Source organism: Uliginosibacterium flavum (assembly GCF_040566545.1).
GTDB classification, from domain to species: Bacteria; Pseudomonadota; Gammaproteobacteria; order Burkholderiales; family Rhodocyclaceae; genus Uliginosibacterium; species Uliginosibacterium flavum.
The window spans coordinates 1-13,481 of the sequence record NZ_JBEWZI010000040.1; the positions used below are offsets into that span (position 1 = coordinate 1).

Genomic DNA, 13,481 nt, shown 5'->3' on the forward strand with positions numbered 1-13,481 from the left:
AGTCGCAAGTCGCAAGTCGCAAGTCGCAAGTCGCAAGTCGCAAGTCGCAAGTCGCAAGTCGCAAGTCGCAAGTCGGGAATAGTGTGTTGATTTGCTTACCCGAGTTGCAATAGGCGAAATGTAGATCTCCGGCCCGCACGGCTCCCTCTCCCTGTCAGGGAGAGGGCTGGGGAGAGGGTGAGTCGCCCAAAACCACCCACCTGCAGAGCCGCGCCCCGCTTGCCCCTCCAGAAAGGCATCCCAAAGGCCCAAGCTGCGCGCGCCTCTCCAAGGCCCAAACGGCGACTTGCGACTCGCGACTCGCGACTCGCGATTACTTCGGCCGCAGCCCGAAACTCACCCCACTCGCCGCGTTCTCGTCCAGCGTCAGCCGGTACCCCGCCGACTCGGCCAGCCGGCTGGCCTGATACAGACCGATCCCCAAGCCCGAATCCGACGCCAGCGGCTGCACGAAGAGCCGCGCGGCGCGGGCCTCTTCGATCGGCACACCATCGTTCATCACCGTCAGACTGCAGCCTTTTTCTGCCGCCTGCACGCGCACCCGGATCACGCTGGCCTGCTTGTCCTGCGCGTTGCGCAGCAGGTTATCCGCCACACAATCAAACAGCGCCGCCGGCACGCTCACGCCCGCGAGTTCGCCCTCCAGCACGTACTCGATGCGCGCATCGACATGCCGCGCCTGCAGCGCCGCCCACCAGCGCAGTAAAGGCTGCGGGCGCAGATCATCGGGGCGTGGCTGGCGAATGCTCAGCATCGCCTCATTCAGGCGCTCGCGAATCGCCGGCAACTGCTGGCCGAGCAAGGCCTGCACCGCCACCGGATCGCGCCCATCATCTGTGAGCACGGCGTGACACAGCATGTCCAAGGACTGCAGCAGGTTCTTGATCTCGTGCGTCGTGCGTGCGCCGGTCTCATGCACCGCACGCAAAAAAGACAAGGCCTGCAAGCGCTGCGCCTGCAACTTGGCGGCATGAAACTCAGCCAGGATGCGCAGCATCAGATCGAACTGCCAGGCCGCCGTCGGCGTCAGTGCTTGCTCGGTAAAAACCTCCAGCTGCAAAGCGCCATGCGTCAAACGCGTCACGTGCAGCGAGGTACTACCCAGCCGCTGCAGCCCGGAACCGGCCGATCCATCATCGGGCCGCGCCTGCCAGCTCAGCCCGCACACCCCGCGCCAGGTTGCCAGCCGCGCCAGTGCCGCCGCCACCAGCGCCTCCGGCAAATCCTCGCGCAGCGCCAGATCCGCCACCTCGCGCAGCCACAACTCAAAAGTCTGCCCACCGCCCAACAGGCGCCGTGACACCTCCAGCCCCAAACCCGCAAAGCCCCGATGCGGCCCCCACACCAGCGCCAGCAACAACAATGTCAATGCCATCGACCCCAGCGCCTGCAGCAGCGCCGTCAGATAATCACTGCCCGCCACAAACATGAAGGCCAGCGCGCCCAGCAGCACCCCCATCACCACCAGCACCAACACCACCGCGCCAACCACATCGACTTCCGCCGACTCCCGCTCCGGCGCCGGCCCGAGGCCCAGCACGGCAATCAGCCCGCACACAGGCAGCGCAAACCAGGCCGCAAAGCTCCGCAACATCGTCGGCAATTCCGCCACGCCCGCCAGCATCTGCGGCAGCATCAGCCCCACCAGCGCCACCACCACGTACATCAACGCCAGCCAGTAACTCAGCCGCACCCGCAGCGTCGGATGGTGAAACACCTTGCCGCCAAAAATCCCCACCAGCACCAGGCCCCACAGCATCAACACGCCCCAGGACAGGAACACCCCCAGCACGCCCAGCACCAGCACCAGCACCAAGGTCCCCGCAGGCGAAAACTCGCGCTCGCCACTCACCAGCGGCTGCCACAACAGCACCGCGCCAAAATGCCCCAGCAGCAAAGCCTTGCCCGCCAGCGTCAACGGCCCCTGCAGCAAAGCCGCATGCAGCAGCAAGAGCAGCAAGAGCAATAACGCCGGCCGCGCCAGACTCGACCCACGCCCGGAGGGCTTCAGGAAAGTGAACATGGTGAAAGGCTCATGCTTGAAAACCCAGGAAAACCCACATGCGTGCGACTTTCGTCACAGTGCGTTGAAAATCTGACAGATAAGCTTGAAAAACAAGACTTTATTCAAAGAAAGGTCCAGAAAGCCGGACAATTTCAACAGGCACCATTATTGCTCAAGGCAGGGCAAGAAAACGAACACCCACGGAGACCATCATGAAACGCCCGATGAAACGCCAACAGTCCGGCTTCACCCTCGTAGAAATCGCCATCGTCCTCGTCATCATCGGCCTGCTGCTGGGCGGAGTGTTGAAGGGGCAGGAGTTGATCAATAGCGCCAGAGCCAAAGCCATGATCAACGACTTCCGCAATACCGCCACCATGATCGCGGCCTATCAGGATCGCTTCCGGGCACTGCCAGGAGATGATGCAGGAGTCGTGGCCCACCTCGGGGCAACCGCAGTACTAGCTACAACTCCAGCAGTCCGAACCGGTGGCCTGATTGACGGTGATTGGGATTCGGTCGTCCTCACAGATGAGTCTCTACTCTTATGGCAACACCTGCGCTTAGCCAACCTGACTGGTGGAAATAGCGCAGCGCCCGCTGCGGGCAATATTGCCGACTGGCCCCCACGCAATGCAGAAGGCGGACGCATTGGCGTACAAGGTGCCACGCCCATTGCAGGTTGGCCTGGACGCATGTTTATTTGCCAAAACAATGTTTCCGGCCGAATCGCTCAGCAAATCGATACCACCATGGATGATGGCAATGCTGCTACAGGTTCAGTTCGTTTTGGTGCTTGGGCAACGCCGGTTTTAGTTCCGGCCGTTCCTGTTGTCGAAAATACGCTTTATGTCGCCTGCGCCAGCTTCTGACCATAGCTTGCCTAGACGACCAGCCCCGCCCCGCGCGGGGCTTTTTCGTTGACGGTAGTTTTACGAGCAATGGCTGCAGAGCCTCGCGCAGCGGACCTCTCCAGCAAGCCTTCCCGAAGAACCAAGCCCGGCGCGGCTTTGCAGGAAGAAGCCGGCGCGCAGCGAATTCGTAGGTCGGGCTTCAGCCCGACAAAACAGCGGATACGGGTGGGTATTTTGCATACGCCCTGCGTCGGGCTGAAGCCCGACCTACGCAAACCTGGCTGGGAGCCCAAAACTACCCGTTTCGGCAGCCTACGAAACCCAACTTGCTCGCAGAGCCGCATGTGATCTGGGTCTTTGGACTAACCTCCTGAAGACCTAAGCCCGGCGCGGCTCTACAAGCAGGCCGGCGCGTGGGTTGCGACCCTCTCCCCAGCCCTCTCCCTGCCAGGGCGAGGGGGCCGTCCGGGGCCGCGCAAGGGTATTGCGACTTGCGACTTGCGACTTGCGACTTGCGACTTGCGACTTGCGACTTGCGACTTGCGACTTGCGACTTGCAACTTGCGACTTGCGACCCGCGACCCGCGACTTGCGCAGAAGCTCAAGCCCCCTTCAGCAGCTTCTCTTCCGCCACCGCCAGATCACCCGGTACGCCGAGCAGCACCAGCACGTCGCCTTCCTCCAGCAGCGAGGTCGGTGCGGGATCCAGGCTGCGCACGCCGCGTCGGCGCACGGCGGCGACTTTGACACCCAGCGCTTCCAGGCCGAGATCGCCCAGCGCCTTGCCGGCGGCGGCTGCGCCGGGCAGCAGTGACACCGAATGCAGGCGCGCTTCCTGCGCATCGGAGCGCTCGTCCGCATCCGAAGCGCCCAGGAAGAAGCCGCGCATCAGGTTGTAACGCTCACTGCGGATGGTGCGCACGCGGCGGATCACGCGCGCAATCGGCACGCCGATCAGGGTCAGGGTGTGGCTGGCGAGCATGATGCCGGTCTCCAGCATTTCGGGTACGACCTCAGCGGCGCCCAGGTCGATCAGCTTGTCCATATCGCGCTCGTCGTGCGAGCGGGCGATGATGGGAATATCCGGCCGCGCAGCCTGCACGTGATGCAGCACCTTCATGGTGGCGGCCAGGTCGTTGAACGCCACAACGACGGCACTGGCGCGCATCAGGCCGGCCGCGACCAGCGTTTCGTGCCGTGAAGAATCGCCGAACACGACCGGATCGCCGGCCGTAGCGGCCTCGCGCACGCGGTCGGGGTCCAGATCCAGCGCGACGTAGCCGACTTTCTCCTGCTCCAGCAGACGCGCCAGAAACTGCCCGGTGCGCCCGTAACCGCAGATGATGACGTGCTTGTCGGTGGCGATGGATTTGGCCGCCACACGGGTCAGCTCCATGGAGCGCAGCATCCATTCCGAGGCGACGAAACGCAGCACGATCTTGTCGCTATACTGGATCAGGATGGGTGCAAGGAGCAGCGAGATCACCAGCGCCGCGACCACCAGTTGCAGCACATGCGCCGGCACGACGTTTACGTCCGAAGCCAGGGTCAGCAACACGAAACCGAATTCGCCGCCCGCGCACAGCCACAAGCCGGCACGCACCGCCGTGCCGTCCAGCCCTTCCATCCAGCGTGAGGCGGCAGCCACCACGACGAACTTCAGCACGAAGATGCCCGTCACGATCAGCAGCACCCATTGCAAGTTGCGCAGGATCACACCGACGTCGAGGAACATGCCGACGGTGATCATGAACAGGCCCAGCAGCACGTCGCGGAAAGGCTTGATGTCCTCTTCCACCTGGAGGCGGTATTCGGTTTCCGAGATCAACATGCCGGCCAGAAAAGCGCCCAAAGCCAGCGACAGGCCGGCCAGCTCGGTCACCCAGGCCAGACCCAAAGTGGTGAACAGGATGTTGAGCATGAACAGCTCGGAGGACTTGCGCCGCGCCACCAGCAGAAACCAGCGGCGCATCAGGCGCTGGCCGATGAACAGGATCAAGGTCAGCACGACCACCGCCTTCAAGGCCGCGACGCCCAGCGTAGGCAACAGCACATCAGCCGGCTGGGCCAGCGCCGGAATCAGGATCAGCAAGGGCACCACGGCCAGATCCTGAAACAGCAGCACACCGATCACCTGGCGACCATGCGGACTTTCAAGCTCCATGCGATCGACCAGCAGCTTGGAAAGCATGGCGGTGGAGGACATGGTGATGACGCTGGCCACGGCGAAACTGGCCGACCAACCGAGCCCGAACAACTTGCACAACAGCGTGAACAGCGCCAGCGTACCCAGCACCTGCAGACCACCAAGGCCGAGCACGATGCGTTTCATCGCGAACAAGCGCGGCAGCGAGAACTCCAGACCGATCGAGAACATCAGGAAGACCACGCCGAATTCGGCCAGATAGCGTGCCTGCGCGCTGTCGGGCACCACGCCGAAGGCATGCGGGCCGAGCACCGCGCCGACCATCAGATAGGCCAGCACCGGCGGCAGGCTGAACGCACGGAACAAGGCGACCGCGAACACGGTCAACGCCAGCAACATCAGAGCAATCGTAAAAGAACCGTGCATGGTGGGTAGTTTTTGCGCCTTGAACGGCGCCCGGACAAGCGGCGCGCCGGGTGGCTTTGTTATACTCGCCCACCAGTTTAACCGCAGCCTGCCATGAGCCCAACTGCCCCGACGAACACTCCCGCCAGCAATGCCCGTGGCGCACTGGCCACCGCGCGCCGCGTGCTGGCCATCGAATCGGCCGCCGTCGCCGCGCTGACGGATCGGCTCGGCGAAGATTTCGAACGCGCGGTTGCGATGATCCTCGCCGCCAAAGGCCGCGTCGTCGTCAGCGGCATGGGCAAGTCCGGTCACATCGGCCGCAAGATTGCCGCCACTCTGGCCAGCACCGGCACCCCGGCCTATTTCGTCCATCCCGGCGAAGCCGCGCATGGCGATCTGGGCATGATCCAGCCCGATGACGTGCTGATCGCCTTGTCCAATTCGGGCACCGCCGAAGAACTGCTGATCATCGTGCCGCTGGTCAAGCGCATGGGCGCCGGCCTGATCGCCATCACCGGCAAACCCGACTCGCCACTGGCCAAGCTGGCGCACGCTCATCTGGACGCAGGTGTGGCCGAGGAAGCCTGCCCGCTCAACCTGGCCCCGACAGCCAGCACCACCGCCGCACTGGCCATGGGGGATGCGCTTGCCGTGGCCCTGCTGGAAGCGCGTGGTTTCGGCCCGGAAGATTTCGCCCGCTCGCACCCCGGTGGCTCGCTGGGCCGCCGCCTGCTCACCCATGTACGCGACATCATGCGCAGCGGCGAGGCCATTCCGCGCGTGCCGCTGGCAGCCTCCTTCACCGACGCGCTGCTGGAAATGTCACGCAAGGGTCTGGGCATGACAGCCATTGTCGATGCCGCAGACCGCGTTGCCGGCATCTTCACCGACGGCGACCTGCGCCGCCTGCTGGCGCAAAATATCGACTTCCAGCGCATCAGCATCGCCGAAGTGATGCACCGCAACCCGCGCCACATCAGCCCGGATGCGCTGGCGGTGGAAGCCGTGGAAATGATGGATCGCCACCGCATCAGCCAGGTGCTGGTGGTGGACGCCGAACAACACCTGGTCGGTGCGCTGAACACGCACGACCTGATGAACGCCAAGGTCATCTGATGCCCAAAAAATCTGATCTGGTCAGCGAAAGCGCCAGCCGCCTGCGCCTGATGGCCTTCGATGTCGACGGTGTGCTCACCAATGGTGATCTGTATTTCACGCCGAATGGCGACGAGATCAAGGTCTTCTCCAGCCTCGACGGCCACGGCCTGAAGATGCTCAAGGAAGCCGGCGTCGAGATAGCCATCATCACCGGCCGCAAATCGGAAATGGTGGCCAAGCGTGCGGCCAATTTAGGCATCACGCATCTGTTTCAAGGCGTGGAAGACAAACGCGCCGTCATGCGCGATCTGCGCAGCCAGCTGGATCTGAGCGCCGACCACTGCGGCTACATGGGTGACGACGTGGTCGACCTGCCGATCCTGCGCGCCTGCGGTTTCTCCGCCACGGTCGCCGACGGACACGATTTCGTCAAAGAACACGTCGACTACATCGCCCGCAAAGGTGGCGGTGCCGGTGCCGTGCGTGAAGTGTGCGATTTCATTCTCACCGCGCAAGGCAAGCTCGCCGCCATGCACAACGTTTACCTGACCGCATGAACCGCCTCAGCGCCTACTTCCCGCTGATCATCGTGGTCTTTCTGGCCGGCACGACCTTCTGGCTGGAACGCATCGTGAGCAACGAAGCCCGCAACGGATTGGGCAACAAGCGCCATGACCCGGACCAGATCGTCAATCAGGTCTCCATCGACCGTTTCGACAACACCGGCCGCCGCATCTCGCGCATCACCGCCAGCCAGTTGCAGCACTACCCCGATGACGACACGGCCGAGCTTGCCAACCCGGTCATCACCCTGACGCGCGATGAGCGCCCGACCGTGTTCTCCAGCAAGACAGCCCATGCCGACAACGCCAGCAAGGTGGTGGTGATGCGCGACACGGTACGCGGCAATCGCGCAGCCGGCGTTGACTCAGCCATGCAAACGCTGGAAACCGAAGAACTTACCGTGCTGACCGATGACGAAATTGCCCGCACCGACAAGCCTGTTCGCATGACCCAAGGGGCAAGCACGCTGTCCGGCATCGGCGCCGAGTGGAACAATCTGAGCGGCATCTTTACGATTCATCACGAAGTGCGCGCCGTCATCATGCCCAAGGCCCCTCAACCCTGATCAACGCGAGACCAAACATGCCCACCGCCCACCGCCTCAGCCTGCTCGCCCTGCTCCTGATCGCCCCGCTGGCCCACGCCGAACGTGCGGACCGCGAGAAACCGATCACCATCCAGTCCGAACGTGGCAGCGCAGATGACCGCAACAAGGTGCAAACCTTTGAAGGCCGCGTCACGCTGACTCAAGGCACCCTGGAAATCACCGCCAACAAACTCGTTGTCACCCAGGATGCCGAGGGCTACCAGAAAGGCATCGCCACCGGCGGCAAGGATGGCCTGACCCGCTTCCGCCAGAAAAAAGAGGGCAAGGACGAATACACCGAAGGCGAAGCCGAGCGCATCGAGTACGACGGGCGCAGCGATGTCGCCAAGCTTTTCGACCGTGCCATCCTGCGCAGCGGCCCCAACGAGAGCAAAGGCCAGTACATCGAATACAACGGCTACACCGAGCTCTACACCATCACCAACGGTGCCAACAACAGCAGCAACAAGTCCGGCGAACGCCTCAAGGTCATCATTCTCCCTAAAGCTGCCGCCTCGCAGCCAGCGGGCAAGCCCTGATGAGTGAGGAGTAAGCGTAAAAACCGGCCCGCACGGCCTACTCTCCCTGCCAGGGGAGAGGATTGCTCGCAAACACACCGGCCTGAAGAAACGCTCCTGTATTGATTCTTCAGCACGGCATGCTGCACAGGCAAGCGGGGAGCGGCTCTTCAGGCAGGCCTCTAAAAAACATCGCACCCATGCCACACATCCGGCCTGAAACCTCCTCAGACATTGATGCCATTCGCCAGCTCACCGTGCAGGCGTTTGCCGGCCAGGCTCACAGCAATCAAACCGAACACCTTTTAATCGACGCACTGCGCGAAGCCAGTGCGCTGAGCGTCTCCCTCGTCGCCGAACAGAATGGCGAAATCATCGGCCACATCGCCTTTTCCCGCGTACGGATCGACGGTGCCGATTGCGGCTGGTTCGGTCTCGCCCCAATCTCCGTACTTCCGCAATATCAGCGCCAGGGCATCGGCAGCGCCCTGATCGCCGCCGGCCTGACCCGTCTGGACAAACTCGACGCGCAAGGCTGCGTGGTGCTTGGCGATCCGGCGTATTACCGCCGCTTCGGCTTCCGCCCCTATCCCGGACTGATCCTCGACGATGTGCCCGCCGACTATTTCATGGCCCACCCGGCCACTGACATTTGCCCGCAAGGCCGCGTAAGCTTCCACCCGGCCTTTGCTCTCTGCGATTGACTTCTTCGCCCCCGAAAGGAACGCAAAATGAAACTCTCCCGCCTCGTTTGCAGCGCCCTGCTCGTCTGCACCGCCAGCCTCGCCCAGGCCGGACTACTCGATGCCTTCTCCGACAAAGATGCCGCTGGCGGCATGCGCGAAGCCCTGTCGCAAGGCGCCGAACAGGCTGTCAAGCTGCTCGGCAAGGAAGACGGCTTCCTTGGCAATCCCAAGGTGCGCATCGAACTGCCCGGCAAGCTGCAGCAAGCCGAATCAGCGCTGCGCATGATGGGCCAGGGCCAGCGGATCGATGAACTCAAGACCAGCATGAACCGCGCCGCCGAACAGGCCGTGCCCGAAGCCCGGACCCTGCTGGTCGCCGCCGTCAAACAGATGAGCGTGCAGGACGTGAAGAACGTGCTGAGTGGCGGGGATGATGCCGCCACTCAGTACTTCCGCGAAAAAACCAGCGCACAGCTCAGCACCCGCTTCCTGCCGATTGTCAGCAAGGTCACCGGCCGCCTGCAGGTCGCCCAGCAATACAACCAGATCGCCGGCCAGGCCTCCAGCTTCGGCCTGCTCAAGGCGGAAGACGCCAGCGTCGAGCAATACGTCACGAAGAAGGCGCTGGACGGCCTCTACCTGATGATCGCCGAACAGGAGCGCGAAATCCGTCAGAACCCGGCACAGGCGGCGGGCTCATTGGCAAAAAAGGTGTTCGGGGCGCTGGGGAATTAATCAAGGGGTGTCAAACACGAATGCTTCACTGCCTGAAAACTTGAACATGAGCGACCCTTGGTCCATTTATTTATGCCTTGCCATCGCCGCGTACTGCCTCATTGGCATTTTCGTGCCAAGGCTCCGCCTAAGCTGGGAGGATGAAGAGGCTGGCGTTCGTGTGGGTGCGGCGGGAAGCTTGGGCTTCGGCCTGATTTTCGGGAGCGGAGGTCTCACCTTGGGCGGCTACTGCGATTTTTTCGTCGCAGTATCAATCGGGCTGATTGGTTTTGTACTCATCTTCGTCGGCCAAATAGCGGATCGAAATAGCTGATTTTCGCTGCGGCTACGCCGACTCAAGCACAACTCGTCTGGATTGGCTGAATCAAGGCATCGCCGGGGAGCGCGCAAATATCTCTCGTGTGAACGCGTAATCCGCCACAAATTTCACACCTTGCTTGAAGCGCTACGCTTACTCTCCGGCACCGCCAATTGCTGATCCCCGAACACCCAGGGCAGCAACCACGATATCGCGATCGCATCATTCAGCGCACGGTGATGGGCGCCAGGGACTTCGCCGAGGCGGGCGAGTGCGCAGGCTTTGCGCAAGCCGACTTCCTTCTCCAGCTGCTGGCTCTTGGCGAACCTTTGCTTGGCATTGAGATGCGGCAGGGCGAGTGGATTGCCGATCCGGTGGCGCGTGCATTCCTGCTCCAGCTGACGCAAGCCAGTACTACCCCAGCTGATCCAGTGTGAGTCCGGCGCGCTGTGTTTGCGCGCAAAGGCAGCAAGCTGGGCGGCGACCACAGGAAAAAGCGGCGCGGCATCTACTTCGGACTGGCTGATGCCGGTCTCCCGCACACAGGCGGCGCTCAGACGCGGTTGCTCGGCCGGCCGCACAAAAGACCGGAAGGTGGCCAGGATGGCACCGTCCTGCTTGATCCAGGCCGCTCCGACCTCGATGATTTCCGGGCGCGAGACGGCGCCGCTCCGGCCTTCGCTGCGAATACTCTCGATATCGACGACGAGAATTCTCTGACTCATTCCACAATCCTGCGCTGATCAATGACCGAAGGCTTTCCTCGGGGCTGCAAAGGATAAACCACCACCATCCAGATTGAGCCGCTCCTCTGACAAGGGGACGGCGGCAAATGCTTTCCGGCTTTCAGCCGAGCACCGCAATCAGCGTCAACACTACCGGCGTTGTCACTGCCGCGAGCACGGTGGACAGCACCATCGCCGCCGCTGTCGGACCCTCGAAGGCCTGGAACTGGCGTGACATCAGATAGACATTCACCCCCATCGCCATCGACGAGAGCAGGACCACGACCTGGGTTTCCATGCGCGGCAGCCCCAGCAGCCAGGCCAACGCCCACACCACCATTGGCAGCACGATCAGTTTCATCAGGCACACAGTCAGGCTCTGCCCAATACCTTCACGCACACTGTATTCGGCCAGGCCCATGCCCAGGACCACCAATGCCATCGGTGTCGCCGCAGAACCAACCATTGAAAGCGGCTGAGCAACGATGTGTGGCAAGGGCCAGCCGGTCAGGCCGTAAAGCGTGCCGGAAACAATCGCGGCAACGATGGGATTGGTGATCACACTGCGTGCGGTCTTGGCGAAGCCCTTGACCGAGAATTCGCCATGACGCGCCCATTCGATGGAGACCGTCACCAGCGTCCACAGAATCAGCGCGTTGAACACCAGCACCAGCGCGACGCTGGGCACCGCCGCGTCCCCCAGCGTGGCCTTGGCCAGCGGCAGACCGAGCATGACGTTGTTGGAGAAGATGCTGCCCAGCGCGAAGATTGAGCCGGACACGCCATCGAGCTTGAACACGCTAGCGGCAACGAGGCGCCCGAGGATGAAAACGATCAGCGCACCGCCGAAGAAGGCAATCAGGAGGCGCGCATCCACCGGCGGCAGCCGGGAAAAGTCGCTCATGGTGAAAAACAGGAAGGCCGGCAGCGCCAGACCGAACACGAATCGGGTCAGTGCATCGGCCACTTCCTTGGACCAGCCACCCCAGCGCACGATGGCGTAGCCGGCGAAGATCAGCACGAAAAGCGGGGAAGCGGCGGCGAGGCGATCAAAGAAAAGAAGCATGGTGCAGTCAGGCGGCAGTGGCACGGCAAGCCCGCATTCTACGCTGCGCCCCGGAGGCGGCGCGGCATGCAACAAGCTTACACAAAGCCGCAGGATTGCTTGGGATTTTTGCCGAGTCGCGACGGCGCCGTGCTGCAGCGCAGAAAACGGCGCTAAACTGAGCACAATGCCCCCTGTCCGGAGATTCAAAATGTCCTCACGCACCATCCAGGTAAGCGCCTTTGATCTTGTCGTTTTCGGCGGCACCGGCGATCTGGCCGCGCGCAAGCTGCTGCCCGCGATGTTCCAGCGCGACCGCGCCGGCCAGTTGCCGGATGCCGGACGCATCATCGGCGTATCGCGCCGGCCGCTTGGCGACGAGGGCTATCTGGATTTCGTGCGCACTTCGCTGCGTGATCATGTCAAGGCGGCAGACCTGGAGCCCGAAGCCCTCGCCCGTTTTCTCGCCCGCATTCATTTCCTGCCGGTCGACGTCACGGGTGAAACCGGATGGGCAGAGTTGGCCGCGCTCCTCGCCAGCGGCGCCGATCACGTACGCGCCTTCTACTTCGCCGTGTCGCCGGATCTGTTCGCACCGATCAGCCAGCGCATCAAGCAGTTCGGACTGGTTACGCCCAAGAGCCGCGTCGTCGTGGAAAAGCCGCTGGGCAAGGATGGCGAAAGCGCGCGCGAAGTAAATGCCGCTGTGGCCTGCGTGTTCGAGGAAAGCCAGGTCTTCCGCATCGACCATTATCTGGGCAAAGAAACGGTACAGAACCTGATGGCGCTGCGCTTTGCCAACCGCATGTTCGAACCGCTGTGGAACAGCACGCATATCGATCACATCCAGATCACCGTGGCCGAAGACATCGGTGTGGGCGAGCGCGGCGGTTATTACGACACCTCCGGCGCGGTGCGCGACATGGTGCAGAACCACATCCTGCAGTTGTTGTGCCTGACCGCGATGGAACCGCCAGATGCCTTCGAAGCGGATTCGGTACGCGACGAAAAACTCAAGGTCCTCAAGGCACTCAAATGTATCAACGACCGCAATGCCGAGCACTGCACCGTACGCGGCCAGTACCGCAGCGGCTCGGTAAATGGCCAGCCCACCCCGGGCTATCTGCTTGACATCAGCAAGGAAGAAAGCGACACCGAAACTTTCGTCGCCATTCGCGCCGAAATCGCCAACTGGCGCTGGGCCGGCGTGCCCTTCTTCCTGCGCACCGGCAAACGTCTGGGTGGACGCACCTCGGAAATCGTGGTGAATTTCCGCCCGATTTCGCATTCCATCTTCGACCACACTGCCGGGCGCATCAGCCAGAATCGCCTGGTCATCCGCCTGCAACCCGATGAAGGCATGACCCTGGAGGTCATGATCAAGGATCCCGGCCCGGGCGGCATGCGCCTGCGCAGCATCCCGCTGGACATGAGCTTTGCCGAGACTTTCGGCGTCTCCAATCCGGATGCCTACGAGCGCCTGCTGATGGACGTAATCCGCGGCAACCAGACCCTGTTCATGCGCCACGATGAAGTCGCCGCCGCCTGGCGCTGGGTCGACCCGATCCTCGCCGCCTGGAGCAACACCGCTCAGCGCGTACACCATTACGCCGCCGGCACTTGGGGGCCATCCGCCTCGGTGGCACTGATCGAACGCGACGGGCGCACCTGGCTGGAAGATTCGGAGTAGGCGCCTGCGGCGCAGTGCTGAGCAATGAGAACGAGTGCTGAGTGCTGAGTGCTGAGTGCTGAGTGCTGAGTGCTGAGTGCTGAGTGCTGAGTGCTGAGTGCTGAGTGCTGAGTGCTGAGTGCT

Annotated in this window: 13 protein-coding genes; 9 read left to right on the plus strand and 4 right to left on the minus strand. The window is 62.6% G+C overall.

From position 1 onward, the window contains the following. Positions 1-313: 313 nt before the first annotated feature. The gene (locus ABXR19_RS19605; protein ID WP_354602855.1) at positions 314-2,023 is read right to left on the minus strand and encodes a sensor histidine kinase; all 1,710 of its coding nucleotides are present in this window, start codon (positions 2,021-2,023) and stop codon (positions 314-316) included. A 194-nt stretch (positions 2,024-2,217) separates the two neighbouring features. Between ABXR19_RS19605 and ABXR19_RS19610 the strand changes: the two genes are divergently transcribed. Continuing rightward, entirely contained in the window at positions 2,218-2,877 is a 660-nt protein-coding gene (locus ABXR19_RS19610; protein ID WP_354602856.1) for a prepilin-type N-terminal cleavage/methylation domain-containing protein, read from the plus strand. Positions 2,878-3,460: 583 nt separating this feature from the next. On the opposite strand, the gene ABXR19_RS19615 is transcribed toward ABXR19_RS19610, so the two are convergent. After that, positions 3,461-5,431, minus strand: coding sequence for a cation:proton antiporter domain-containing protein (locus ABXR19_RS19615; protein ID WP_354602857.1), 1,971 nt, complete (start codon positions 5,429-5,431; stop codon positions 3,461-3,463). Positions 5,432-5,524: 93 nt separating this feature from the next. Between ABXR19_RS19615 and ABXR19_RS19620 the strand changes: the two genes are divergently transcribed. The 7 genes from ABXR19_RS19620 (at position 5,525) to ABXR19_RS19650 (ending at position 9,913) form a co-directional block, all read left to right on the plus strand. Further along, positions 5,525-6,529 (plus strand): KpsF/GutQ family sugar-phosphate isomerase, encoded by a 1,005-nt coding sequence (locus ABXR19_RS19620; protein WP_354602858.1) that lies wholly within the window; start codon positions 5,525-5,527, stop codon positions 6,527-6,529. Further along, positions 6,529-7,068, plus strand: coding sequence for a KdsC family phosphatase (locus ABXR19_RS19625; protein WP_354602859.1), 540 nt, complete (start codon positions 6,529-6,531; stop codon positions 7,066-7,068). The genes ABXR19_RS19620 and ABXR19_RS19625 overlap by 1 nt, the downstream gene beginning before the upstream one ends. Continuing rightward, a complete protein-coding gene (gene lptC, locus ABXR19_RS19630; protein WP_354602860.1) occupies positions 7,065-7,640 on the plus strand; it encodes an LPS export ABC transporter periplasmic protein LptC in 576 nt (191 codons plus the stop codon). The genes ABXR19_RS19625 and lptC overlap by 4 nt, the downstream gene beginning before the upstream one ends. A gap of 17 nt (positions 7,641-7,657) precedes the next feature. Next, positions 7,658-8,200, plus strand: a complete 543-nt coding sequence (lptA, locus tag ABXR19_RS19635; RefSeq protein ID WP_354602861.1) for a lipopolysaccharide transport periplasmic protein LptA — start codon at positions 7,658-7,660, stop codon at positions 8,198-8,200. Positions 8,201-8,379: 179 nt separating this feature from the next. Continuing rightward, positions 8,380-8,883 (plus strand): GNAT family N-acetyltransferase, encoded by a 504-nt coding sequence (locus tag ABXR19_RS19640; protein ID WP_354602862.1) that lies wholly within the window; start codon positions 8,380-8,382, stop codon positions 8,881-8,883. A 27-nt stretch (positions 8,884-8,910) separates the two neighbouring features. Then, on the plus strand, positions 8,911-9,600 hold the full coding sequence (locus ABXR19_RS19645; RefSeq protein ID WP_354602863.1) for a DUF4197 domain-containing protein: 690 nt from the start codon (positions 8,911-8,913) through the stop codon (positions 9,598-9,600). Between the two features lie 46 nt (positions 9,601-9,646). After that, on the plus strand, positions 9,647-9,913 hold the full coding sequence (locus ABXR19_RS19650; RefSeq protein WP_354602864.1) for a hypothetical protein: 267 nt from the start codon (positions 9,647-9,649) through the stop codon (positions 9,911-9,913). Between the two features lie 113 nt (positions 9,914-10,026). Here ABXR19_RS19650 and ABXR19_RS19655 read toward each other — a convergent pair whose 3' ends face one another. Together ABXR19_RS19655 and ABXR19_RS19660 are read right to left on the minus strand one after the other, a co-directional pair. After that, positions 10,027-10,623 carry a 3'-5' exonuclease gene (locus ABXR19_RS19655; protein WP_354602865.1) on the minus strand — a complete coding sequence of 199 codons (597 nt, stop codon included), beginning with the start codon at positions 10,621-10,623 and terminating at the stop codon, positions 10,027-10,029. A 121-nt stretch (positions 10,624-10,744) separates the two neighbouring features. Continuing rightward, positions 10,745-11,689, minus strand: coding sequence for an AEC family transporter (locus tag ABXR19_RS19660; RefSeq protein ID WP_354602866.1), 945 nt, complete (start codon positions 11,687-11,689; stop codon positions 10,745-10,747). A 190-nt stretch (positions 11,690-11,879) separates the two neighbouring features. On the opposite strand from ABXR19_RS19660, the gene zwf reads away from it, so the two are divergent. Continuing rightward, complete coding sequence (gene zwf, locus ABXR19_RS19665) at positions 11,880-13,358, plus strand: glucose-6-phosphate dehydrogenase (protein ID WP_354602867.1); 1,479 nt, start codon at positions 11,880-11,882, stop codon at positions 13,356-13,358. The last annotated feature ends 123 nt before the right edge of the window (positions 13,359-13,481 follow it).